This is a genomic window from Terrihabitans aquatilis, from assembly GCF_052542005.1.
The window spans coordinates 464,872-487,973 of sequence record NZ_JBOCUO010000001.1 but is presented as its reverse complement, the minus strand read 5'-3'; the positions used below and the strand labels follow the sequence as shown (position 1 = coordinate 487,973).

Here is a 23,102-nt window from a genome sequence, read left to right as displayed (position 1 = left end):
CGACCGCCGTTTCGTGATATGCCGCGCCCATGAGCGAGACGGATTTTCAGCGCGAGATCTTGGATGCGCCCCACGGCGCGAAGAAGGTGCTTCTGCATTCCTGCTGCGCCCCGTGTTCGGGCGAGGTGATGGAAGCGATGCTCGCGTCGGGCATCGATTACACGATCTTCTTCTACAATCCGAACATCCATCCCGAGCGGGAATATCTCCTGCGCAAGGACGAAAACGTCCGTTTCGCCGAAAAACACAACGTGCCGTTCGTCGATGCCGATTACGACAAGGACAATTGGTACGCCCGTGCCCGGGGCATGGAATGGGAGCCCGAGCGCGGCGCCCGCTGCACCATGTGCTTCGATATGCGGTTCGAGCGCACGGCGCTTTACGCCCACGAGCACGGCTTCCCGGTCATCACGTCCTCGCTGGGCATCTCCCGCTGGAAGGACATGAACCAGATCAATGGCTGCGGCCGGCGCGCGGCCGCCCGGTACGATGGGATCACGTACTGGGAATACAATTGGCGCAAGAAGGGCGGCTCTTCGCGCATGATCGAGATCTCGAAGCGCGAGAATTTCTACCAGCAGGAATATTGCGGCTGCGTCTATTCCCTGCGCGACACCAACGTGTCCCGTCGGGAACGCGGCCGCGACCCGATCAAGCTCGGCGTCCTTTATTACGGTAAGGACGATCCGGAGGGCGATGCCGTCTGAGCGGCACCGCCTCCCTTCAGCGAACGATCAGCCCAAAAATTCCAGCACCGTCTTCGTAAAGGCGTCCGGCTGCTCGACATTGATGATGTGCGAGCCCTTGAGGATCACGCCGCGCGCGTCCGGCACCCGGCTCACGATGAACGCGCCCTCGGCCGGGCTGGTGCCCTGATCGTCCGAACCGGCGATCACCAATGTCGGCGCGGAGATGTTCCGCGCGCTCTCGCGCTGGTCCATGTCGCGCATCGCGGCGCAGCTTCCGGCAAAACCATCGACGCTCGTCTGCAGGAACTGGCCACGGATCGCGCCCACCGCGTCCGCGTTCTCTTTGAGGAATTCGGGCGTGAACCAGCGCTGCATGGTCGGTGCGGCTAGGGGTTCCACGCCGCGGTTCTGCGCCGTCTTGATGCGGCCGTTCCACAGTTCCGGCGGGCCCATGAACGTCGCCGCGCTCGAGACGACCAGCTTTTCGACCCGCTCGGGCGCGTTCGCCGCAATCCAGAGACCGATCATGCCGCCCATGGAAAGCCCGAGCCAATGCGCTTTCGTCACACCGGCGGCATCCATCACGGCCAGCGAATCCGCCGCCAATTCCTCGATCGTGTAGGGCGCTTCGGGTGAATCGGATTGCCCGTGGCCGCGCCGGTCGTAGCGCACCACGCGGAAGCGCTGCGCAAAGGCCGCCAGCTGCGGTTGCCACATCTCGTGCGTGGTGCCCATGGAATTGGACAGCACCAGAGGGGGCGCGCCTTCCGGCCCGTCCACGGTGTAAAACAGCTTGATTCCGTTGCGTTCTGCGAAAGCCATCGGGCGCTCCTCAGCGAATATCGGCGGCGTAGGTGTCGAGCGCCGGCACGTTCTTGATCAGGCCGCGCTCCTTCAGGAAGGCGGCGAAGGCTTCGTAGCGACCCTTGTCCAGCATGGCCGGCTGCTTGGAGAAGCGAGTGAGGGTGGCGGCCCAGGCCTCGCGGTTCAGCTCGTCGTCCAGGCTGGGATAGGCCTTGATGAAAGCCTGCCAGCTGTCGTCCGGATGGTTCAGCAGGAAGATCGTCGCGTCCTGCACAGCCGCGAGAAAGCGCTTCAGCCGGGCATCGCCGAGATTGTCCTTGTGCGCGGCGTAGATCAGCTCGTCATAGAGGGGCACGCCGTGCTCCTCAGGGAAGAAGGCCAGGCCTTTGCCGCCGGCCAGCCGGATCTGCGTCAGTTCGAAATTGCGGAACGCGCCCACCACGCCGTCCACCTGGCCGGCCATCAGGGCTTGCGTCAGCGCGAAATTGACGTTCACCATCTCGACGTCGTTCGCCGCAAGTCCGGTCTCCTTCAGCATGGCGCTGAGCAGGGCGTCCTCGAAGCCGGATACCGAATAGCCCACCTTCTTGCCCTTGAGGTCGGCGAGAGTCTTCACCGGCCCGTCCGCCAGAACGACGAGGGAGTTCAAGGGCGTGTCCACCAGCGTGCCGAAGCGCACGATGGGCAGTCCGGCCTCGACCTTCAGATAGAGGCTCGGCTGGTAGGTCACCGCGATGTCGGCCTTCTTCGCGCCCACCAGAAGCGGCGGGGTGTTCGGATCGGCCGGCTCCACCAGATCGACGTCCAGCCCATGCTTCTCGAAGAAGCCGTTCGTCTTGGCGATCACCATCGGCGCATGGTCCGGATTGACGAACCAGTCCAGCAGCACGGTCAGCTTGTCGGCCGCGGCGGCGGGGCTCAAGGTCAAAGCGAGCGCAACGAGCGCTCCGGCAAGACGCTTCATCGGGATATCTCCATCGCGGCCTCAGGCGAGGCGGCGTTCGTCGGACCAGGGCACGAGGCGGGCAAGCGCCGCATCGAGGGTGAACCAGAGAAGGGCCGCGACGAGCCCCAGAATCAGCAGCGCCGCGAACAGCACGTCCGTCTGCGCGCGGGCGTTGGCATTCAGCATCACATAGCCAAGCCCCGCCGATGCGCCAACCCATTCGCCCACCACAGCGCCGATCGGGGCGGCGGCGATCGCAACGCGCAGGCCGGAGACGAGCGCGGGCAGCGCATGCGGCACCTTGATGAGCCACAGCGTGCGCCAGCGCGGCGCACCGGCCAGCCGCGCCAGATCGAGCAGACCGGGATCGGTCCGCCGCAACCCGTCCTGAAACGCCGACGTGATGGGAAAGAAGATGATGATCGTCGTCATCACGATCTTGGATGCGAGGCCGTAACCGAACCACACGACGAGCAGTGGCGCGATGGCGAACACCGGCAGCACCTGCGACAGCACCAGCATGGGCAGCAGCCAGCGCCGGACGGTGCTGGACGAGGCCATGAGAAGCGCCGTCGCGATCCCGAGCACGGTTCCCGCCAGAAGGCCGATCACGATTTCCTTCATCGTCACCAGAGCGTTGGCGACCAGATAATCGTGCTGCCGCACCAGTGCCGAGAACACGCGCTCGGGCCCGGGCAGGATGAACGGAGCCGGCGCGAACACGCGCACCGCGAGCCACCACAGGCCGAGCAGCACCGAAACGGTCACGAGAATGCGGAAGGCCGCACCGCCAATGATCTGAACGCGATCTTTCAATTCGCCGCCCGGCTCAGCGCCTCACCCGCACATCGCACCTCATTAGTGCGGGCTCACCTTCGCCGCAACGTTTGCCCTGTCGATGCTTTCGGCATGACCCAGGGGCGAAAATTTTCTACAGAGGTCCGCCGGCCGAAGAACGCGCCGGGGAAGAAGGTCGTCACATGGCTCAGAGAACCTGCCTCACCCTCGTTCTCGCGGCGGGCGAGGGCACCCGCATGCGTTCCAGCCTGCCCAAGGTGCTGCACAAAGCGGCCGGGCGCTCGCTGCTCGGCCATGCCTTGGCCTCCGCCCGTGGCGCGGGTGCCGAGCGGCTCGCCGTCGTCGTCGGGCCGGGTCGTGATGACGTTGCCGCCGAGGCTCGCGGATGTCATCCCGACGCGGCCATCTTCGTCCAGACCGAGCGCAAAGGCACGGCCCATGCCGTTCTCGCCGCCCGCGACACACTGGCGGAACCGGCCGACGACGTGCTGATCCTTTTTGCCGACACTCCGCTCGTGCGTTCGGAAACCCTGGCGGAGATGCGCAAGGCCCTGGCCGATGGCGCGGACATCGCCGTCCTCGGCTTCCGCGCCGCCGATCCCACAGGCTATGGCCGCCTCCTCGTGCAAGAGGGCGTGCTCACCGCCATCCGCGAGGAAAAGGACGCCAGCGCGGAGGAGCGTCGGGTCGATCTGTGCAATGCCGGCCTCATGGCTCTTTCGGGCCGCCAGGCGCTGGCCTTGCTCGACGCCGTCCGCAACGACAACGCCAAGGGCGAGTTCTACCTCACCGACGTGGTCGAGATCGCCCGCGCCCAGGGGCTCACCTCCGTTGTGCTCGAAGCGGACGAGGCCGACGTGCAGGGCGTCAACACGCGCGCCCAGCTCGCTTCTGTCGAGGCCGTGCTCCAGCAGCGCCTGCGCGCCGCCGCGCTCGAGGCCGGTGTCACCCTCATCGCACCGGAGACCGTCTTCTTCTCGGCCGACACGCGCATCGAGCCGGACGTGCTGGTCGAGCCAAACGTGGTCTTCGGTCCCGGCGTCACCATCGAGTCAGGTGCCGTCATTCATGCCTTCAGCCATCTGGAAGGAGCCCATGTCGGCCCCGGCGCCTCCATCGGTCCGTTCGGCCGCCTGCGCCCCGGCGCCTCTTTGGCCAAGGGCGCGCGCATCGGCAATTTCGTCGAGATCAAGAACGCCGTCCTTGAGGAGGGCGTGAAGGTCAACCACCTCGCTTATGTCGGCGACAGCCATGTCGGCGCGGATGCCAATATCGGCGCGGGCGCCATCACCTGCAATTACGACGGCACGCGCAAGCACCGCACCGAGATCGGGGCAGGGGCCTTCATCGGCGTCAATTCCGCCCTCGTCGCACCTGTCAGCGTCGGCGCCGGAGCGTATGTCGCCACCGGCAGCATCATCACGGACGACGTGCCCGCCGACGCGCTGGCCGTCGCGCGCAGCCGCCAGACGGTCAAGGAGGGTTGGGCCGAGCAGCGCCGCCGCACGCATCCCAAGCCCCGGAAGGATTAGGCAAAGCCGCGATAGGGCCGATTCTCGTCGGTCACATTCGGAGAAACTTTGTTATTTGGTGCAAGGCTGCGCGCGCTTTAGACCCTGCGCAACAGCCGGAGATTGCAGTTCATGTGCGGTATTGTCGGAATTCTGGGCACGAAGCCTGTCGCGCCCCAGATCGTGGATGCGCTGAAGCGGCTCGAATATCGCGGCTATGATTCCGCGGGCGTCGCCACGCTCGATCACGGCGAGCTCGGCCGCCGCCGTGCACCCGGCAAATTGCGCTATCTCGAGGAGAAGCTGGAGAGCGAGCCGCTGGCAGGTTCATCGGGCATCGGCCACACCCGCTGGGCCACGCATGGCGGTCCGAGCGAGAGCAATGCCCATCCCCATGCCACCGATCGCGTGGCCGTGGTCCACAACGGCATCATCGAGAACTACAAGGAATTGAAGGCCGAGCTCGCCGCGCAGGGCATCACCTTCTCCAGCGAGACCGACACCGAGGTCATCGCCCATCTCGTCAATGAGCAGCTCGAAGCCGGCAAGTCTCCGGAAGAGGCTGTTCCCGCCGTGCTGTCACGCCTGCGCGGCGCGTTCGCGCTCGCTTTCCTGTTCCGGGGCGAGGACGATCTGATGATCGGCGCCCGTCGCGGCAGCCCGCTCGCCATCGGCTATGGCAAGGGCGAGATGTTCCTCGGCTCCGACGCCATCGCGCTCGCCCCCTTCACCGACCAGATCTCCTATCTGGACGACGGCGATTGCGCGATCCTGACAAGGCGTGGCGTCATCGTGCGCGATTGCGACGGCTCCGGCGCCGCCGTCACCCGCGCCGTTCAGCGTTCGCTCGCCAGCGCCTCCCAGATCGACAAGGGCAATTACCGGCACTTCATGGCCAAGGAGATCGCCGAGCAGCCGGAGGTCGTCGGCCACACCCTGTCGCATCATCTCGACATGAGCACGATGCGGGCCCGCGTGCCGGAAGGCATCGACTTCGCCAAGACGGAGCGTCTCGCCATCTCGGCCTGCGGCACCGCCTATTACGCCGGTCTCGTGGCCCGCTACTGGTTCGAGAAGTTCGCCCGTATGCCGGTGGACATCGACATCGCCTCCGAGTTCCGCTACCGCGAGCCTCCGCTGAAGGAAGGCGGCCTCGCCATCCTCATCTCGCAATCGGGCGAAACGGCCGACACCCTGGCCACGCTCCGCCATTGCCGCGAGCAGGGCATGCAGATCGCCTCGGTGGTCAACGTCCCGACGTCCACCATCGCCCGCGAATCCGACGCCGTCCTGCCGACGCTCGCCGGGCCCGAGATCGGCGTGGCCTCCACCAAGGCGTTCACCTGCCAGCTCGCAACGCTCGCCAGCCTCGCCATCGCGGCGGGGCGCGCACGCGGCGTTCTGCAGGCCGATGACGAGGCGGAACTCGTCGGCGCGCTGGTCGAGTTGCCGCGCCTCATGGCCGAGGCCCTGAAGTTGGAGCCCCAGATCGAGGAACTCGCCAAGACCTTCTCGAAGGTGCAGGACGCGCTCTATCTCGGTCGCGGCACGTCCTATCCCATCGCCATGGAAGGCGCGCTCAAGCTCAAGGAAATCTCCTACATCCACGCCGAGGGATATGCCGCCGGCGAGCTCAAGCACGGCCCTATCGCGCTGGTCGACGACAAGGTCCCCGTCGTGGTGCTCGCACCCTTCGACGGCCTGTTCGAGAAGACCGTCTCCAACATGCAGGAGGTCGAGGCGCGGGGCGGGCAGGTCATCCTCGTCACCGACAGCGCCGGGGCCGAGCACTTCGCGGACACGCTGAAGACGCTCGTCCTGCCTTCGGCGCATCCCTTCGTCACGCCTATCATCTACGCGCTGCCCATGCAGCTGCTCGCCTATCACACCGCGGTTTTCATGGGCACGGACGTGGATCAGCCGCGCAACCTGGCGAAATCCGTCACCGTGGAGTGATCGGTGGCGAGGGGCGCGTGCCCACGTAGAGGGCCGACAGGCCGATCGCGATGGCCGTGATGAAGAACGCATAGCGCGGCGCGCCCGAATACCAGGTGATGACGAGCGACAGCGCCATGCCGGACAGGGCAAACGTCTTGCCCTTCCGCGAGATCGCGCCGTCGCGCCGCCAATTGACCACGGCCGGTCCGAATCTCGGATGGTTCAGCAGCCAACGCTCGAATCGGGGCGACGAACGGGAAAAACAGGCGGCGGCGAGAATCAGGAAAATCGTTCCCGGCAGAAGCGGCAGGAACACGCCGGCGATGCCCACGCCGAGGAAAACCCATCCAGCCACGAGCAGAAGCAGGCGGAGCGGTTGCGCGCCGCGCGGTATTTGAGGTTCGGACATGGCGCATCATCCGCATTGCGTTGATCCGCCACAAGAGATTGTGGGTTGTTCACTGCAATTTGGGTCTGTCCTGAAGGGGAGGCTCGGTTAGGATAATGCCCATGAACGACGAGCATCCCGGTACCCCACCTCTTCTGTCGGCCGAGCAGGAACCCCACCGGGGCACCCTCGGCGCGCGGCTGCGGGCTTATTTCTTCACGGGCCTGCTGGTGGCCGGGCCGCTCGCGATCACCAGCTACATCACGTGGTGGCTGATCGCGCTGATCGACGGCTGGATGCGTCCGCTGATTCCCACCGCCTACAATCCCGAGACCTATCTCCGGTTTTCGGTGCCGGGCGTCGGCCTGGTCGCGGCCTTCATCATGCTGACTTTGCTGGGCTTCCTCACCGCCAACCTCGTCGGCCGCTCGCTGATCGCCTTCGGCGAACGGCTGCTGGATCGCATGCCGTTCGTGCGCTCGCTCTACAAGGGCGTGAAGCAGATCTTCGAGACGGTGTTCAAGCAGGACGGCACCAGCTTCCGCCGTGTCGGCCTCATCGAATGGCCGGGCGAGGGGTTGTGGTCCATCTGCCTTGTGGCCGACGAAACGCGCGGCCGCCTTGCCGATGCGCTGCCGGGCGAGGGCTATCTCAACGTCTTCGTGCCGTGCACGCCGAACCCGACGACCGGCTATTTCGTCGTCATGCACGAGAGCCGCATCCGCGATCTCGATGTCAGCACCGACGAGGCGTTCAAGATCATCATGTCCATGGGCATCATTCAGCCGGATGCGCGGCCCGTGAACAACCTTCCTCCGCTCGCCAATGGCCAGCCGGCCACGATCAACCAGCCCTGAGAAGCTTGGCCGCGTCGTCGCGCTCGAAGAGATAGAGCAGTGCGCGAAGCGCCTCGCTGCGCGGGCCTTTCAATGACGGGTCCTTGTCGAGGATCAGGATCGCGTCCTTGCGGGCGGCCTCTAGCAATTCGCCGTGGATCTCCACATTGGCGAGCCGCGTCGCCGCCAGCCCGCTCTGCCGCGTGCCCAGCACCTCGCCCTCGCCACGCAATCGCAGATCCTCCTCGGCGATGCGGAAGCCGTCCTCCGTCTCGCGCAGGATCTTCAGCCGCGCTTCGGCGATCTCGCCCAAAGGCGCCTTGTAGATCAGCAGGCACGATGACTTTGCGGAGCCGCGCCCGACACGCCCGCGCAATTGGTGAAGCTGCGACAGCCCGAACCGTTCGGCGTGCTCGATGATCATGATGCTGGCCTCGGGCACGTCGACGCCCACTTCGATCACCGTCGTCGCCACGAGGATCTTGGTCTCGCCGGTCTTGAAGCGGGCCATGGCCTCGTCCTTCTCGGCGCCGCGCATCTTGCCGTGCACGAGCGTCACGAGGCCCGGGAAATGATGGTCGAGGTCGCGGAAGCGCTCTTCCGCCGCCGCGGCATCCACCAGCTCCGATTCCGAAACAAGCGGGCACACCCAATAGACCCGCGCGCCTCCCTCGATCGCCCGGTGCAGGCCGCCCACGACCTCGTCCAGCCGTTCGTTCGAGATCAGCCGCGTGTCGATCGGCTGGCGGCCGGCCGGTTTCTCGTAGAGCGCCGAAATCTCCATGTCGCCGAAATAGGTCAGCACCAGTGTTCGCGGAATGGGCGTTGCCGTCATCACCAGCACGTCGACGGCCTCGCCCTTGGCGGCCAGCGCCAGCCTCTGGTGCACGCCAAAACGATGCTGCTCGTCCACCACGGCGAACGCCAGATCCTTGAACACCACATGATCCTGGAACAGCGCATGTGTGCCGACGAGGATGTCGATCCGCCCCTCCGCCGCATCCGCGAGCAGCGCCTCGCGCTCGCGGCCCTTTTCGCGGCCGGTCAGCAGCGCGATGCGCAGGCCCGAACCATCCGCCAGCCCGCTGATCGTTTTGTGGTGCTGTCGTGCCAGGATTTCCGTCGGCGCCATCAGCGCGCATTGCCGTCCGGCCTCGACCACGGAGGCCATGGCCAGCAAGGCCACCACGGTCTTGCCCGAGCCGACATCGCCCTGCAGCAGGCGCAGCATGCGTTCCGGCTCGGCCAGATCGCCCCGTATCTCCTGCACGGCGCGTGCCTGCGACGGTGTCAGCTCGAACGGCAAAGCAGCTTCCAGCTTGCGCGCCAGATGCCCGTCGCCCGCGGTCGAGCGGCCGTGCTCGCGGCGCATATGCATGCGCACCAGCCCCAGCGCGAGCTGCCCCGACAGAAGCTCGTCATAGGCCAGCCTGTGGCGTGCCGGGCTTTCCGGCGCCGCATCCTCCGGCTGCCGTGGCAGGTGCAGCAGCCGTAGCGCCTCATGGAAGCTCGGCCAGCCGCGCGCGGACACCATGTTCGCGTCGGCCCATTCCGGTAATGACGGCGCATTTGTCATCGCCGCCCGCGCCGCACGTGAAATCAGGCTCTGCGTCACGCCCTCGACCAGCGGATAGACCGGCTCCACCGCAGGCAGCTTCTCCAGTCCCGCTTCGTCGACGATCTTGTCGGGATGCACCATTTGCAGCATCCCGTCATAACTCTCCAGCCGGCCCGAGACCCAGCGCTTCGCGCCCAATGGCAATTGCCGCTCGACGTACACGCGGTTGGAGCTGAAGAAGATCAGCGTCAGCCAGCCGGTCCCGTCGGTCGTCACCACGCGATGCGGCGCCTTCGGCCGGTTGCGGGGCGGGGCCTGATGCTCCTCCACAACGATCTCGACCGTCACCACCTGTCCCGGCTCGGCCTCGCTGAGCTTGGGCCGTAGCCGCCGGTCCACCAGTCCGGACGGCAGGTGGAACAGCACGTCCAGCACGCGCGGCTGCGGGCCGAGCAGGCGGCGAAGCGGAAGCGCGCTTTTCTCGCCGAAGCCCGAAAGGCTCTCGACGGGCGCGAACAGGGGGTTGAGGAGGGCCGGGCGCATGTGAGGGGGCGACGGTGCCCGCAATGTGCCCGCGCATCAAGAGGCAGGGCGCCTTCTCATGCGATGTGAGTGTTGCAGCTTGTGTCTCAACCTCATAAGCGTTGCTGCGTGACCGGAACCACAGCCAACCATCCCGAATTAGACCCCCGCCGCCGCCGCGCATTGTTTCGTGCGTGGCATCGCGGCACGCGGGAAATGGACTTTATCCTGGGCCGCTTCGCAGACGCCAAAATCCACGGCATGAGCGATGCCGATCTCGATAGATTCGAACATCTTCTCGAAGCGCTCGATGCGGATTTGCTCGGCTGGATCTCGGGCGGTCGGGAGGTTCCGGCCGAATACCGCAGCGCTTTGTTCGAGCGGATTCTCGCGTTCCACGGCCTGCCGCGCGGTTGATCTGACGGGTGTGACTTAATGCTGAAGCATGCAGACGTGCTGGCCCGCGGCGGCCAGCTCATTTTCGCCCACACCCCCGATGGCATGGACGCGCTGGTCACCGCCGATCTCGCGAGGGCGCTGGCGCGCGGCAATCGCGATGCACCCGCGGCCATCCTTCACGTCAGCCGCGAGCGCGCCCGCATGGCCGCCATGGAGCGGGCGCTTGCCTTCTTCGCGCCGGACATCGACGTGCTCGGCTTCCCGTCCTGGGATGTTCTGCCTTATGACCGCACCTCACCGAACGCGGCCATCTCCGCCGAGCGCATGACCACTCTGGCCCGCCTCGCCCGCACAAAGCAGGGCGACAGGCCGCGCATCGTGCTCACCACGTCGAACGCCCTCGTTCAGCGCGTCACCAGCCGCGCCGTCATCTCCGCCCAGAGCCTGTCGGTCGCGCCCGGAAACGCGGTCGATTCGAACGGCCTCATCGCCTGGCTGGAAACCAACGGCTTCCTGCGCGCCTCCACGGTGCGCGACACCGGCGAATACGCCGTGCGCGGCGGCATCATCGATCTGTTCCCGCCGGGCCATCCCGCGCCCGTTCGCCTCGATTTCTTCGGCGACACACTGGAATCGATCCGCCCGTTCGATCCCGAGACGCAGCGCTCGACCAGCCAGATGCGCGCGCTCGATCTGGTCCCGGTCAGCGAGGTCCTGCTGACGCAGGATACGATGCGCCGTTTCCGGCAATCCTACGTGGCCGAATTCGGCGCGCCCCAGCGGGGGGATGCGCTTTACGAAGCCATCAGCGAGGGCCGCCGCTATCCGGGCGTCGAGCATTGGCTGCCGCTGTTCAACGACGGCATGGAGACGCTGCTCGACCATCTTCCCGGCGCGGCCGTCGTGCTCGATCACCTGGCCGAGGATGCGATCAACCAGCGGCTCAATCAGGTCGCGGATTATTACGAATCGCGGCAGCACGGCCTGGAGGAGAAAAGCGGCGGCTCGCTCTATCGCCCGCTCAAGCCCGAGCGGCTCTACCTCGCCTCGGACGAGCTGAAAAACCGCCTGTCGGAAGCGGGCGTGGCGCGGCTGTTTCCGTTCGAGGCGGAAGCCCCGAAAGGGGCGAAGCTCATCGACGCCGGCGGCCGTCCCGCGCGTTCCTTCGCGCCGGAACGTGCGGATGAAAACGCCAACGTGTTCGAAGCCGCCACTCGCCATATCCGCGAGCTTCAGGACAGCGGCAAGAAGGTCGTCGTCGCCGCGTGGTCGGACGGTGCGCGCGAGCGTCTTTCCCACGTTCTGGGCGATCACGGCCTCGAAGACATCCGCGACGTGTCACGCTGGCCCGATGTGCAGGCGCTCAAGGGCAAGACGGCCGGCATGGCCATATTGGGCCTTGAGGCCGGGTTCGAGACGCCGGACACGGCCATCGTCGCCGAGCAGGACATTCTGGGCGACCGGCTGGTGCGCGGCCGCAAGAAGCCGCGCCGCGCGCAGGATTTCCTCACCGAGGTCACCGGCCTGTCGGCGGGCGATCTCGTGGTCCATGTCGATCACGGCATCGGCCGCTTCGTCGATCTCAAGGCCATCGAGGCGCTGGGCGCGCCGCACGATTGCCTCGAGATCGTCTATGCCGGCGAGACCAAGCTCTACCTCCCGGTCGAGAACATCGAGCTCCTGTCGCGCTACGGCTCGGAGGACACCGAGGTCCAGCTCGACCGTCTCGGCGGCGCCGGCTGGCAGACCCGCAAGGCCAAGCTCAAGCAGCGCATCCGCGAAATGGCGGGCGAGCTCATCAAGGTCGCGGCCCAGCGTCAGACCCGCGAGGCCACACGGCTCCTGCTGGCCGATACGATGTACGAGGAATTCGCCGCCAAGTTCCCGTACGATGAGACGGAAGACCAGCTCAACGCCATTAACGCCGTGCTGGATGATCTGGCCGCCGGGCGTCCCATGGACCGTCTCGTCTGCGGCGATGTCGGCTTCGGCAAGACCGAGGTCGCGCTTCGGGCCGCCTTCGTCACGGCCATGAACGGCAAGCAGGTGGCGGTCGTCGTGCCCACCACGCTGCTCGCACGCCAGCATTATCGCGGCTTCGCCGAGCGCTTCCACGGCTTCCCGCTGAAGGTGGCGCAGGCCTCCCGCTTCGTCACCCAGGCCGACATGAAGAAGACGAAGGAGGGGCTGGCCTCGGGCGAGGTCGATGTCGTCATCGGCACCCATGCGCTGCTCAGCAAGGGCGTGACGTTCAAGGATCTCGGTCTCGTCATCGTCGACGAGGAGCAGCATTTCGGCGTCGCCCACAAGGAGCGGCTAAAGCAGCTCCGCGCCGACGTCCACGTCCTCACGCTTACCGCAACGCCCATTCCGCGCACGCTGCAATTGGCGCTGACCGGCGTTCGCGAACTCTCGATCATCGCAACCCCGCCGGTCGATCGTCTGGCCGTGCGCACCTACGTCTCGCCCTTCGATCCGCTGACCGTGCGTGAGGCCCTGCTGCGCGAGCGCTACCGCGGCGGACAGAGCTTCTACGTGGTGCCGCGCATCGAAGACCTGAAGACGGTCACGGACTTTCTGGCCAATCAGGTGCCCGAGGTGAAGTTCATCGTCGGCCACGGCCAGATGGCGGCCAGCGAGCTCGAGGACGTGATGAGCGCGTTCTACGACGGCAAGTTCGATGTGCTGGTCTCCACCACCATCGTGGAATCAGGCCTCGACATCCCGAACGCCAACACCCTCATCGTGCACCGGGCCGATATGTTCGGCCTGGCCCAGCTCTATCAGCTGCGCGGCCGCGTCGGCCGCGCCAAGACGCGCGCCTACGCCATCCTCACCACGCCTGAGAACAAGACGCTGACGGCCAATGCCGAGAAGCGCCTGAAGGTGCTGCAATCGCTCGACAGCCTGGGCGCGGGCTTCCAGCTCGCAACCCACGATCTCGACATTCGCGGCGCCGGCAATCTCTTGGGCGACGAGCAGTCCGGCCACATCCGCGAGGTCGGCTATGAGCTTTACCAGCAGATGCTCGAAGAGGCCGTTGAAGCCCTGAAGGAGGGCGGTGAGGCGCAGGTCGAGGAGCAATGGTCGCCGCAGATCGCCATCGGCACCCCGGTCCTCATTCCGGAGACCTATATCGAGGATCTGGAGCTCAGGCTCGGGCTCTACCGTCGTCTGTCGTCCCTGTCGGAAGACGACGAGATCAACGGCTTCGGCGCCGAGATGAAGGACCGCTTCGGCCCGCGCCCGCCGGAGGTCGACCATCTCCTCAAGATCGTCCACATCAAGGCTCTGTGCCGCCGCGCCAATGTCGAGAAGATCGATGCCGGCCCGAAGGGCCTCGTTCTGTCCTTCCGCGACAACATGTTCTCAAATCCCGACGGGCTCATCACCTGGCTGGGCAAGGAGAAGGACGTGAAGCTTCGCCCGGATTTCAAGCTCGTCTTCAAACGGGAATGGACATCTCCTGAGCAGCGCCTGAAGGGCACCACAGCTCTGATGCGTGCGCTGGTGAAGATCGCTGATGCGGGAAAAAAAGTAGCGGCCTGAGCTGCTATCGGCCGAGTTCGCGCCACCACGTCTCGGGGATCGGTCCATAGAGCGGTGCTTCCGCCGGATGGCCGATATGGTCCCAGCGTGCGATCCATTTCTTCGGCAGGTGATAGAGCGGCACCACGTAGAAGCCTGAGATGAGCAGCCGGTCGAGCGCGCGCGCCGCCTCCACCAGATCCTCGCGTGACCGGGCCTGCACAATGGCATCGATCATGGCGTCGATCGCCGGCTCGCGAGCCCCCATGTAATTGCGCGTGCCCGGCGCGTCCGCCGCCGACGATCCCCAATAGAAGGTCTGTTCGTTGCCGGGCGAAAGCGAATTGTCCCAGATATAGGCCGTCGCGTCGAAATCGTAGGAGAGCAGGCGGCTCTCGAAGGCGATGTTGTCGGCGATCCGCACATCGGCCTGCACGCCGGCCCGCGCCAGATCGCGCGCATAGGCGAGGGCGATGCGTTCCTGATCGCGGCTGCGCACCAGAAGCTCGAAACGGAAAGGCTCGCCGTCCGCGTTGCGCAGCTTGCCATCGCGCAGCTGCCAGCCCGCTTTCTCGAACAGCCCGAGCGCCGCGCGCAGCTGGCCGCGGTCGCGCCCGCTCCCGTCTGTCTTCATGGGCTGCCACGAGCCGTCGAGCACATCATCGCGCACCCGTTCGGGAAACGCGGCCAGCAGCGCGCGTTCCTTCGCGCTCGCCGGGCGATCGAGGGCCGACAATTCGGAGCCCTCGAAGAAGGAGCCGGTCCGTGCATAGGCCGCGTGGAAAAGATTGGCATTGGCCCATTCGAAGTCGAACAGAACGGAGAGCGCCTCCCGCACCCCGGCATCCCGAAACAGCGGGCGCCGCGTGTTTAAGACGAAGGCGTTCATCGGCTTCGGCGCGCCGCTGTCGAACTCTTCCTTCCTGATGCGCCCATCCCGCAAAGCGGGTCCGTCATAGCCGGAGGCCCAGCGGGCCGGGTCGGTCTCGGGGCGGATATCGATCAATCCCTTGCGAAAGGCGTCGAACAGGGTGTTGGCGTCGCGGTAGAAATCGAACCGCATCTCGCCGAAATTCCCCACGCCGCGCATCGCCGGAACGTTGGTGCCCCAGTAATTCGGATTGCGCACAAGCGTGAAGCTGCGTCCGGCCTGAACGTTCGAGATCACATAGCGCCCGGAGCCGATCAGCGGCTTCAGTCCCTGCAATTCGAAGGCGTTGGGATCGATCGTGTGCCGCGCCAGTACCGGCAGCAGTCCGAGGATCAGCGGCAATTCCCTGTCGGCTTCCGCGGCCAGGTCGAACCGCACCGTGCGCTCGTCGCGGATCTCCGCCTTCGCCACCTTGCTGTAATAGGTGCGGTGATTCGGCCGTCCGTGGTCACGCAGCAATTGCCACGAGAACACCACGTCCTCGGCCGTCACCGGCCGGCCATCCGAAAATCGCGCGGCAGGGTTCAGCCGGAATTCGACGAAGCTCCGGTCCTCGGGCACCGCCACGCTTTCCGCGAGCAGGCCATAGAGCGTGAAGGGCTCGTCGTAGGATCGCGCCATCAGGGGCTCGATCACGTTATTGTTGATGCCGGCCGGCGCTGCGCCCTGCACCACGAACGGGTTCAGGCTGTCGAACGTGCCGAGCACGCCCTGAACCAGCCGTCCGCCCACGGGCGCATCCGGGTTCACATAGGGGAAATGCGCAAATCCGGCGGCCAGGGCGGGCTCGCCGTGCATGGCGATGGCGGGCCTGTGGATGACGTCGGTTTCCGCACGCACGAGGGCCGGTATCGCCGTCAGCCACGCCAACGCGAGCAGGGCGGCCGCCAAGGCAGCTCCCGGCCAAAATCCATCCTGGCGGCACACGAATCGCATCACGATGAGATCAAGCTTATCACGCCCGTTCCGAAGACGATCCGCAGGCGATTATCTGAGGGCGGCTTGTGCCATGTCACGCTGATGCCGTATTTAACCTTGAAACAGCGCACGACTTTGTAGACGCCTTTCGCGACATTTTGCAGGGCCGCGTCTGATCGCACACGGGTTGGGAATATTTTAGACATGAAGCATCTTGGCTCAATGACCTCACGTCTCGTGATGGCGGCAGCGGCAGCTGCATTTGTCCTTCCCGCGTCGCTGGCGTCGGCCCAGGCCCCTTCGCTCGTTCAGCCGCAGGCCCCCAAGCCCGCGCCCGAGCGCCCGGCGGCTCAGCCGCGTCCCGCCGCTCCGAAGCCGGCGGCTCCCAAGCCTGCGGCACAGGCCCCCAAGCCCGCCGCGCCGAACCTGCCGAAGACCACGCCCGCCGCGGCTCCCGCCAATGGCGGCCCGGCGCCGGAATGGCTGAAGGTGTGCGGCAAGGACGAGAAGGCCAAGACCGAGCTTTGCACCGTCACCAGCTACATCACGGCGGATGCCGGCAATGTGGTCGGTGAAATCCGCGTGCTCGACGTCAAGCGCGAGAAGGAAAGCCGCCGCATCATCGAGGCGCTGGTTCCCCCGGGCTTCCTCATCCAGCCGGGCGTGAACCTCGTGATCGACGACGCGAAGACACCGATTCCCGGCCGCTACCGCGTCTGCTTCCCCAATGTCTGCCTTGCCGAAGTGCAGGTCAGCGACGAAAATCTCGCCAGCCTCCGCAAGGGCGCCACGCTCACCTTCTTCGCGGCCAATCCGCAGGGCCAGTGGGTTGGCGCCAAGACCTCGCTCGCCGGCTTTAGCGCGGCTTATGACGGTGCGGCCCTGACGCCGGAAGTCTACCAGGAGCGCCGCAAGGCCTTCGAGACCAGCCAGAACCAGCTCCAGAGCGCGCTCATCAAGCGGGCGCAGGAGCAGCGCGGCAAGATCGACGGCGACGCAGCCCCAGCCGGTCAGCCCGCTCCCGCAGCGGCCCCGGCGGCTCCCGCCGGCCAGTAATCGAGCGCAGCACATTCGAAATAAAAAACGCGCGGTCTTGGCCGCGCGTTTTTTTATCGCCGTTCGTTTGGCGTGAAGGCCAGCCCCTCCCGAACGAGGGCACCGCGCAGCGGCCCGATGCGTGATAGCGCGAACAATCCCGCCGCCCGCGCCAGCTGCATAGGCGCAAGGCCGGGCAGGAGGGAGCGGTTGAGCAGATCCACCGCCAGCGAACGCGGCCCGATATCGCGCCGCCGCAGACTATCGTAACGGCCGAGCAGATCGGCGGACCCGACATCCTCGCGCCTTTTGTGTGCTGTCGCCACGAGGTCCGCGAGCGTTTCGGCATCACGAAGCCCCAGATTGAGCCCCTGCGCGCCGATCGGCGGCAGGATGTGTCCCGATTCGCCGACAAGGGCCACGCGGGCCGCCGCGAAGCGCGAGGCGGTCAGGCTCGCCAGCGGCCTAGAGGCCGGTCGTGCCTCGGGCTCGATGCGGCCCAGCAATCCCTCCGAACGGCGCTCCAGAAAGGCGCCCAGTTCGTCCAGCTCCAACGCAGCCGTTCGCGCCGCTTCGTCCGGCCTCATCACCAGCACCACGCTCGACCGATCGCCGGGCAGCGGCACCAGTGTGAACGGCCCGCCGCGATAATGGAATTCGGTGGAGGTATCGAGGTGAGGGCGGGTGTGGCGAATGTTGAAGGTCAGGGCGGCCTGCGGGAATTCGCGCACCCGCACCGTTAAGCCGGCCGCCTTCCGGCAGATGGAGTTCCGACCGTCCGCACCGACGACCAGCGGTGCCCGCAGGCTCTGCCCGTCTGCCAGGTTCACGGCCACGCCTTCGCTCCCGGGCTCGACGGTCACCGCCGGCGCATCGTGGATGCGAATGTTCGGCCGCGCCTCGGCCATCTCCCGCAGCGCACCGACGAGAGCGCGGTTCTCGATGTTGTGGCCGAACGCGTTCAGCCCGATCTCCTCGGACCGGAACAGGGCTTCCGGCGCGCGAATCAAAGCACCGGAGGCATCCACGATCCGAAGCTGCCTCAGCGCGCCGGTGTGCGGCATCAGGCGCGGCCACAGCCCGATCCGGACGAGGATCTGGAGGGAGCCGTGCATCAGGGCGGTCGTGCGGTTGTCCGGCGGGGGCTGCGGCGCGATCAGCGCCACGCGCACATCGCCAAGGGCCAGAAGGTGCGCCGCAACAAGGCCGGCAGGTCCGCCACCCGCCACGATCACATCGGCTGAAAACGCCTCACCCACATCATTCTCCCTGACTGCACCCTGATGAATAGGCCCTTCGCCATTATTCAACAATGTAGGGCATCCCCGCCGCCGGGCTGGCATTCGCTCACGGAGCGGCTAGTCTTTCGGGGTCCTGTCGGGAAACCTCACATGCTGGATCTGCTCGCATCGCCGGAAGCCTGGGCCGCGCTCGTCACGCTCATCGCCATGGAGATCGTGCTCGGCATCGACAACATCGTCTTCCTCGGCGTCATCGTTTCCCGGCTGCCCGAGCCGCAGGCCACGCGTGCCCGCCAGATCGGCCTCGGTCTGGCGCTCTTCTTCCGCGTCGCTCTGCTCCTCGCGCTCACCTGGCTGATGGCGCTGGACGAGCCCGTCTTCACGCTGTTCGACCACGGCTTTTCGTGGCGCGACGTCATTCTCATCGCGGGCGGCGGCTTCCTCCTGGTCAAGGGCACGCTCGAAATCCATTCCAACATGGAAGACGAGGAAGATGAGCCCGGCCTTGCACGCACGGCAAAGGCCTCGCTCGGTGCGATCGTCGCTCAGATCGTGGCGGTCGATCTCGTCTTCTCTGTGGATTCCATCATCACCGCCATCGGCATGGCGCGCGATGTCGAGATCATGATCGCGGCCGTCATGGTGGCCATCGCCGTGATGTATTTCGCCTCCGGTCCCGTCACGCATTTCATCGGCCGCCACCCCACGACGAAGATGCTGGCGCTGGCCTTCCTGATGCTGATCGGGCTCGCCTTGATCGCGGACGGTTTCGGCGTGCACATTCCGCGCGGCTACATCTATTCGGCCATGGCGTTCTCGGCGCTGGTCGAGTTTCTCAACGTGTCGGCCCGCGCGCGGCGAAAGCGCCGCCGGGCCACAGAAGTCCCGCTCCAGCGCTAGAGGAAATCCCATGCCCAAAGCCATTCGCATCGCAAGCCATGGCGGCCCCGAGGTTCTCCGCTTCGAGGACGTGGAAAGCCGTGCGCCCGGCAAGGGTGAGATCCGGGTCCGGACCACCGCCATCGGAGTCAATTTCATTGACGTCTATTTCCGTACGGGCCTCTACCAGCAGCCGTTGCCCTTCACCGCCGGCAAGGAAGCCGCCGGCATCGTCGAGGAGGTCGGTGAGGATGTGGCGTGGTTCCAGCCGGGCGATCGCGTGGCTTCTGCCTCTCTCAACGGCGCCTATGCCACCGAGATCACCGCGCCGGCCGCCATCTTCGTAAAGATCCCGGACACGATTTCCGACGAGACGGCCGCCGCAATGATGCTGAAGGGCATGACGGCGCGTTATCTGCTGCGCCGCACGTTTCACGTCGAAGCCGGCCACACAATCCTCATTCATGCCGCATCGGGCGGCGTCGGCAGCATCGCCACGCAATGGGCGCGCGAACTCGGCGCCAACGTCATCGGTACGGTCGGGTCAGAGGCCAAGGCGGAAGAGGCGCGGGCGCGGGGCTGCGACCACACCATCCTCTATCGCACGGAAGATTTCGTGGCGCGCGTCGACGAGATCACCGGTGGACGCAAATGCGAGGTGGTCTACGATTCCGTGGGTCAGTCGACCTTCGCCGGCTCGCTCGATTGTCTCAAGCCGCTCGGGATGTACGTGCTGTTCGGCCAGTCCTCAGGGCCGGTGAAGGCCTTCGACCCCATCGTTCTTTCGCAGAAGGGGTCGCTGTTCATGACGCGGCCGACCCTCTTCACCTACACGTCGACGCGCGAAACGCTGGAGGAAACGGCCATCGATCTGTTCGACGTCGTCGCCCGGGGCGCCGTCAACATCGAGATCGGTCAGCGTTTTCCGCTCGCCGATGCAGCGGATGCGCACATGGCTCTGGAAGGCCGTGGCACGACCGGGTCCACGGTGCTCATTCCCTGAGAAGCCGCGCTCCGGCTTCGGCCGGAGCAGCACCCTCAGGCCGCGACACCCCACAGATCGTGCGCGTCCGCGCGCTCGATCTTCACGGTGACGATTTCGCCGACGCGCAAGGGCCGCCGGCTCTGGATGTGGACGTTGCCGTCGATCTCGGGAGCGTCGCCCTTGGTGCGGCCTCGGCCCATGCCGCCCTCGGCGTGGTCGATTAGCACCTGGAAGCGCTTGCCCACCTTGTTCTTCAGCTTGCGCGCGCTGATCTTTTCCTGCCGCTCCATGAAACGGCGATGGCGGGCCTTCTTCACCTCGTCCGGAATCGCCACGCCGAGATCGTTGGCCGGCGCACCCTCCACGGGCTCGTAGGGGAAGCAGCCCACCCGGTCGAGCTGCGCCTCGTCCAGCCAGTCGAGCATGAATTCGTGGTCCTCGTCCGTCTCGCCGGGGAAGCCGGCGATGAAGGTCGAGCGGATCGTGATGTCCGGGCAGATCTCGCGCCAGCGGCGGATGCGCTCCAGCGTCTTTTCCTGATGCGCGGGCCGACGCATGGCCTTGAGCACGTTCGGGCTCGCATGCTGCAGCGGGATGTCGAGGTAAGGCAGCACCAGCCCCTCCGCCATCAGCGGAATGACCTCGTCGACATGGGGGTAGGGGTACACATAGTGCAGCCGCGTCCACGCTCCGAGCGACCCCAGTTCCCGGCACAGATCGAGGAACTTGGTCCGCACCTGCCGGTCGCCCCACAGGCTTTCCTGGAACTTGGTGTCGATGCCGTAGGCGCTGGTGTCCTGCGAGATCACCAGCAATTCCTTCACGCCGGCCTTCACCAGCTTCTCGGCCTCGCGCAGAACATCCCCGGCCGGCCGGCTGACGAGATCGCCGCGCAGCTGCGGGATGATGCAGAAGGTGCAGCGATTGTTGCAGCCCTCGGAAATCTTCAGATAGGCGTAGTGCCGCGGCGTCAGCTTGAAGCCCTGCGGCGGCACGAGGTCCATGAACGGATCGTGCTTGGGCGGTGCCGCACGGTGCACGGCGCCCACCACCGATTCGTATTGTTGCGGGCCGGTCACCGCAAACACGTTAGGATACGCCTGATGTATCGCGTCCGGCTGCGCACCCATGCAGCCGGTCACGACCACCTTGCCGTTCTCGGCCATCGCCTCGCCGATGGCTTGGAGGGATTCCGCCTTCGCCGAATCCAGGAAGCCGCAGGTGTTGACGATGACGACATCCGCGCCGCGATATGTCCGCGACAGCTCATAGCCCTCTGCGCGGAGCTGGGTCATGATCCGTTCGCTGTCCACCAGGTTTTTGGGGCAGCCGAGACTCACGAGCCCGATGCGCGGGGCGGCTCTGTCGTCCATTGATGTCATCCGATTGGGTGCGGCGGGGCCGTCGTTGCGGCGGCATATAGCACCGGGCGCGCCAATCCGGAAGTTTTCCAGGGTAGCGACGAAAAAGGGCCCGCCGAAGCGGGCCCCGATATTGCGCCAGCCATCTGGCCCGGCGTTCCCGTCAGCTCACTTGGCTTTGGATTTGGCTTTCGTGTTGACGTCGCCGAGAGCGAGCTGGGTCAGCAGTTCGTCGGTCTTCTTCTCTTCCTGCAAGGTCTGCTGCAGCAGCGCCGAAGCCTCGGTCATGCCGAGCTTGTCGGCCCAGGCGATCATCGTGCCGTAGCGGGCGATCTCGTAATGCTCGACCGCCTGGGCATCGGAGAGAAGAGCGGCGTCGAGCACATCCGGCTCCTCGATCTCCTCCATGGCTTCCTTGCTCTCTTCGACAAGGCCTTCCATGGCTGCGCAGGGCTTGCCCTGGGCGCGCTTGCCGAGCAGCTCGAACACCTGCTCAAGGCGCTCCACCTGGCCTTCGGTCTCGGTGCGGTGCGTTTCGAACGCTGCCTTCAATTCGGGCGAAGTCGTCTTCTTCGCCATCTTCGGCAGGGCTTTCAGCACCTGCTTCTCGGCGTGATAGACGTCCTTCAGCGTGTTCAGGAAGAGGTCTTCCATCGACTTGACGGCCATGTTTCGTTGCTCCGGTGTTGTGGTCCCGCCGCAAGAACGCAGCCCCCCGGAAGCGGTTCCTGATTCCTGACCCTTCGGAGGAAGAAACTTCCGTTCAGCCGCCGGTCACGGACATATGCCGGCCGAGCGTCGGGCGCTTGTCCCGCCGGTCGATCACGAAATCATGGCCTTTCGGCTTGTGGGCGATGGCGTTCTCGATCGCGCGATGCAGCGCCTCGTCGCCCTCGGAGGCCCGCAGAGGCCCGCGCAGATCGGCGGCGTCTTCCTGGCCCAGGCACATGAACAGCGTGCCCGTGCAGGTCACCCGCACCCGGTTGCAGCTTTCGCAGAAATTGTGGGTGAGGGGGGTGATGAAGCCCAGCCGCCCGCCGGTCTCCGCCACGCGCACATAGCGAGCCGGGCCGCCGGTGCGGTCGGGCAAATCCTGCAATGTGAAGCGCTGCGCCAGCCGTGTCCGCACAAGTGAGAGCGGCAAATATTGGTCGGTGCGGTCCTCGTCGATCTCGCCGAGAGGCATGGTTTCGATGAGGGTGAGGTCCATGCCGTGGGCATGCGCCCATTCGACCATGGTCTCGATCTCATCCTCGTTCTGATCTTTCAGCGCTACGGCGTTGATTTTAACATGAAGTCCAGCCGCGCGTGCAGCCGCAATCCCGTCCAGAACGCGCCCCAGGTCGCCGCGGCGGGTGATCTTGCGGAAGAGATCGGCCTTCAGCGTGTCGAGCGACACATTGATCCGCCGCACCCCAGCGTGGGCCAGTTCGCCGGCATAGCGATGCAGCTGCGTGCCGTTCGTGGTCAGCGTCAGTTCTTCGAGCGCGCCGGAATCCAGATGCCGCGACAGTCCCCGGATCAACGTCATCAGATCGCGCCGCACCAGCGGCTCGCCGCCCGTCAGGCGCAGCTTGCGCACGCCGCGCGCGATGAAGGCGGAACACAGCCGGTCCAGTTCCTCCAGCGTCAGCAGATCCCGCTTCGGCAGGAATGTCATGTCCTCGGACATGCAATAGACGCAGCGCAGATCGCAGCGATCCGTCACTGACACACGCAGATAGGTGATCGCCCGCTGAAACGGATCGATCAGAGGCGCGTAGGAAGAGGCGGCCGCAGTCTGGAGGCTTTCCATATCGTCAGCATGTAAGCCCGAAGCAGCGCTTCCGCAAATG

19 protein-coding genes are annotated in these 23,102 nt (G+C 65.8%); 9 read left to right on the top strand and 10 right to left on the bottom strand.

Annotated elements, in window-relative coordinates; translation table 11 throughout:
• The first annotated feature begins 29 nt into the window (after positions 1–29).
• Positions 30–707, top strand: coding sequence for an epoxyqueuosine reductase QueH (locus tag ACQ6S1_RS02455; RefSeq protein WP_445039573.1), 678 nt, complete (start codon positions 30–32; stop codon positions 705–707).
• Between the two features lie 27 nt (positions 708–734).
• On the opposite strand, the gene pcaD is transcribed toward ACQ6S1_RS02455, so the two are convergent.
• Genes pcaD through ACQ6S1_RS02440 form a run of 3 tightly spaced genes read right to left on the bottom strand, consistent with a single transcriptional unit; the run spans position 735 to position 3,255 of the window.
• Positions 735–1,511, bottom strand: a complete 777-nt coding sequence (gene pcaD, locus ACQ6S1_RS02450) for a 3-oxoadipate enol-lactonase (RefSeq protein WP_445039572.1) — start codon at positions 1,509–1,511, stop codon at positions 735–737.
• A gap of 10 nt (positions 1,512–1,521) precedes the next feature.
• On the bottom strand, positions 1,522–2,457 hold the full coding sequence (locus ACQ6S1_RS02445; RefSeq protein WP_445039571.1) for an ABC transporter substrate-binding protein: 936 nt from the start codon (positions 2,455–2,457) through the stop codon (positions 1,522–1,524).
• Between the two features lie 21 nt (positions 2,458–2,478).
• Complete coding sequence (locus ACQ6S1_RS02440; RefSeq protein ID WP_445039570.1) at positions 2,479–3,255, bottom strand: ABC transporter permease; 777 nt, start codon at positions 3,253–3,255, stop codon at positions 2,479–2,481.
• A 164-nt stretch (positions 3,256–3,419) separates the two neighbouring features.
• Between ACQ6S1_RS02440 and glmU the strand changes: the two genes are divergently transcribed.
• Together glmU and glmS are read left to right on the top strand one after the other, a co-directional pair.
• Positions 3,420–4,769: a bifunctional UDP-N-acetylglucosamine diphosphorylase/glucosamine-1-phosphate N-acetyltransferase GlmU gene (gene glmU, locus ACQ6S1_RS02435; RefSeq protein WP_445039569.1), complete on the top strand. Its 1,350-nt coding sequence runs from the start codon at positions 3,420–3,422 to the stop codon at positions 4,767–4,769.
• A gap of 111 nt (positions 4,770–4,880) precedes the next feature.
• Positions 4,881–6,704 (top strand): glutamine--fructose-6-phosphate transaminase (isomerizing), encoded by a 1,824-nt coding sequence (gene glmS, locus ACQ6S1_RS02430; protein ID WP_445039568.1) that lies wholly within the window; start codon positions 4,881–4,883, stop codon positions 6,702–6,704.
• On the opposite strand, the gene ACQ6S1_RS02425 is transcribed toward glmS, so the two are convergent.
• A complete protein-coding gene (locus tag ACQ6S1_RS02425; RefSeq protein ID WP_445039567.1) occupies positions 6,691–7,095 on the bottom strand; it encodes a YbaN family protein in 405 nt (134 codons plus the stop codon). The two genes, glmS and ACQ6S1_RS02425, sit on opposite strands and share 14 nt — an antisense overlap.
• 101 nt (positions 7,096–7,196) lie before the next feature.
• Between ACQ6S1_RS02425 and ACQ6S1_RS02420 the strand changes: the two genes are divergently transcribed.
• On the top strand, positions 7,197–7,931 hold the full coding sequence (locus ACQ6S1_RS02420; RefSeq protein ID WP_445039566.1) for a DUF502 domain-containing protein: 735 nt from the start codon (positions 7,197–7,199) through the stop codon (positions 7,929–7,931).
• Here the strand turns inward: ACQ6S1_RS02420 and recG are convergent.
• Positions 7,918–10,011, bottom strand: coding sequence for an ATP-dependent DNA helicase RecG (gene recG / locus ACQ6S1_RS02415; protein ID WP_445039565.1), 2,094 nt, complete (start codon positions 10,009–10,011; stop codon positions 7,918–7,920). The genes ACQ6S1_RS02420 and recG overlap by 14 nt on opposite strands.
• A 108-nt stretch (positions 10,012–10,119) precedes the next feature.
• On the opposite strand from recG, the gene ACQ6S1_RS02410 reads away from it, so the two are divergent.
• Positions 10,120–10,407, top strand: a complete 288-nt coding sequence (locus ACQ6S1_RS02410; protein ID WP_445039564.1) for an FAD assembly factor SdhE — start codon at positions 10,120–10,122, stop codon at positions 10,405–10,407.
• 18 nt (positions 10,408–10,425) lie between these two features.
• A complete protein-coding gene (mfd, locus tag ACQ6S1_RS02405; RefSeq protein ID WP_445039563.1) occupies positions 10,426–13,938 on the top strand; it encodes a transcription-repair coupling factor in 3,513 nt (1,170 codons plus the stop codon).
• Between the two features lie 4 nt (positions 13,939–13,942).
• On the opposite strand, the gene ACQ6S1_RS02400 is transcribed toward mfd, so the two are convergent.
• Complete coding sequence (locus tag ACQ6S1_RS02400; protein ID WP_445040241.1) at positions 13,943–15,784, bottom strand: extracellular solute-binding protein; 1,842 nt, start codon at positions 15,782–15,784, stop codon at positions 13,943–13,945.
• Between the two features lie 186 nt (positions 15,785–15,970).
• Here ACQ6S1_RS02400 and ACQ6S1_RS02395 point away from each other — a divergent pair, with 186 nt between their 5' ends.
• Positions 15,971–16,822, top strand: a complete 852-nt coding sequence (locus tag ACQ6S1_RS02395) for an invasion associated locus B family protein (RefSeq protein WP_445039562.1) — start codon at positions 15,971–15,973, stop codon at positions 16,820–16,822.
• A gap of 53 nt (positions 16,823–16,875) precedes the next feature.
• Here ACQ6S1_RS02395 and ACQ6S1_RS02390 read toward each other — a convergent pair whose 3' ends face one another.
• On the bottom strand, positions 16,876–18,060 hold the full coding sequence (locus ACQ6S1_RS02390) for a UbiH/UbiF family hydroxylase (RefSeq protein ID WP_445039561.1): 1,185 nt from the start codon (positions 18,058–18,060) through the stop codon (positions 16,876–16,878).
• A 132-nt stretch (positions 18,061–18,192) separates the two neighbouring features.
• Here ACQ6S1_RS02390 and ACQ6S1_RS02385 point away from each other — a divergent pair, with 132 nt between their 5' ends.
• Both ACQ6S1_RS02385 and ACQ6S1_RS02380 read left to right on the top strand, forming a co-directional pair.
• The gene (locus tag ACQ6S1_RS02385) at positions 18,193–18,942 is read left to right on the top strand and encodes a TerC family protein (RefSeq protein WP_445039560.1); all 750 of its coding nucleotides are present in this window, start codon (positions 18,193–18,195) and stop codon (positions 18,940–18,942) included.
• 10 nt (positions 18,943–18,952) lie between these two features.
• Positions 18,953–19,924 (top strand): quinone oxidoreductase family protein, encoded by a 972-nt coding sequence (locus ACQ6S1_RS02380; protein WP_445039559.1) that lies wholly within the window; start codon positions 18,953–18,955, stop codon positions 19,922–19,924.
• A gap of 35 nt (positions 19,925–19,959) precedes the next feature.
• On the opposite strand, the gene rimO is transcribed toward ACQ6S1_RS02380, so the two are convergent.
• The 3 genes from rimO to moaA all read right to left on the bottom strand — a co-directional run bounded on the left by rimO (position 19,960) and on the right by moaA (position 23,062).
• Complete coding sequence (gene rimO, locus ACQ6S1_RS02375) at positions 19,960–21,279, bottom strand: 30S ribosomal protein S12 methylthiotransferase RimO (protein ID WP_445039558.1); 1,320 nt, start codon at positions 21,277–21,279, stop codon at positions 19,960–19,962.
• Positions 21,280–21,435: 156 nt separating this feature from the next.
• Positions 21,436–21,936 carry a YciE/YciF ferroxidase family protein gene (locus ACQ6S1_RS02370; RefSeq protein WP_445039557.1) on the bottom strand — a complete coding sequence of 167 codons (501 nt, stop codon included), beginning with the start codon at positions 21,934–21,936 and terminating at the stop codon, positions 21,436–21,438.
• A 94-nt stretch (positions 21,937–22,030) separates the two neighbouring features.
• A complete protein-coding gene (gene moaA, locus ACQ6S1_RS02365) occupies positions 22,031–23,062 on the bottom strand; it encodes a GTP 3',8-cyclase MoaA (RefSeq protein WP_445039556.1) in 1,032 nt (343 codons plus the stop codon).
• Positions 23,063–23,102 lie beyond the last annotated feature (40 nt).

What these genes read in the sequence shown, in the direction of transcription:
- ACQ6S1_RS02455 (WP_445039573.1), top strand. Translation starts at nt 30, where the DNA reads ATGAGCGAGACGGATTTTCAGCGCGAGATCTTGGATGCGCCCCACGGC.
- pcaD (WP_445039572.1), bottom strand. Translation starts at nt 1,511, where the DNA reads ATGGCTTTCGCAGAACGCAACGGAATCAAGCTGTTTTACACCGTGGAC.
- ACQ6S1_RS02445 (WP_445039571.1), bottom strand. Translation starts at nt 2,457, where the DNA reads ATGAAGCGTCTTGCCGGAGCGCTCGTTGCGCTCGCTTTGACCTTGAGC.
- glmU (WP_445039569.1), top strand. Translation starts at nt 3,420, where the DNA reads ATGGCTCAGAGAACCTGCCTCACCCTCGTTCTCGCGGCGGGCGAGGGC.
- glmS (WP_445039568.1), top strand. Translation starts at nt 4,881, where the DNA reads ATGTGCGGTATTGTCGGAATTCTGGGCACGAAGCCTGTCGCGCCCCAG.
- ACQ6S1_RS02425 (WP_445039567.1), bottom strand. Translation starts at nt 7,095, where the DNA reads ATGTCCGAACCTCAAATACCGCGCGGCGCGCAACCGCTCCGCCTGCTT.
- ACQ6S1_RS02420 (WP_445039566.1), top strand. Translation starts at nt 7,197, where the DNA reads ATGAACGACGAGCATCCCGGTACCCCACCTCTTCTGTCGGCCGAGCAG.
- recG (WP_445039565.1), bottom strand. Translation starts at nt 10,011, where the DNA reads ATGCGCCCGGCCCTCCTCAACCCCCTGTTCGCGCCCGTCGAGAGCCTT.
- mfd (WP_445039563.1), top strand. Translation starts at nt 10,426, where the DNA reads ATGCTGAAGCATGCAGACGTGCTGGCCCGCGGCGGCCAGCTCATTTTC.
- ACQ6S1_RS02400 (WP_445040241.1), bottom strand. Translation starts at nt 15,784, where the DNA reads ATGCGATTCGTGTGCCGCCAGGATGGATTTTGGCCGGGAGCTGCCTTG.
- ACQ6S1_RS02395 (WP_445039562.1), top strand. Translation starts at nt 15,971, where the DNA reads ATGAAGCATCTTGGCTCAATGACCTCACGTCTCGTGATGGCGGCAGCG.
- ACQ6S1_RS02385 (WP_445039560.1), top strand. Translation starts at nt 18,193, where the DNA reads ATGCTGGATCTGCTCGCATCGCCGGAAGCCTGGGCCGCGCTCGTCACG.
- ACQ6S1_RS02380 (WP_445039559.1), top strand. Translation starts at nt 18,953, where the DNA reads ATGCCCAAAGCCATTCGCATCGCAAGCCATGGCGGCCCCGAGGTTCTC.
- rimO (WP_445039558.1), bottom strand. Translation starts at nt 21,279, where the DNA reads ATGGACGACAGAGCCGCCCCGCGCATCGGGCTCGTGAGTCTCGGCTGC.
- ACQ6S1_RS02370 (WP_445039557.1), bottom strand. Translation starts at nt 21,936, where the DNA reads ATGGCCGTCAAGTCGATGGAAGACCTCTTCCTGAACACGCTGAAGGAC.
- moaA (WP_445039556.1), bottom strand. Translation starts at nt 23,062, where the DNA reads ATGGAAAGCCTCCAGACTGCGGCCGCCTCTTCCTACGCGCCTCTGATC.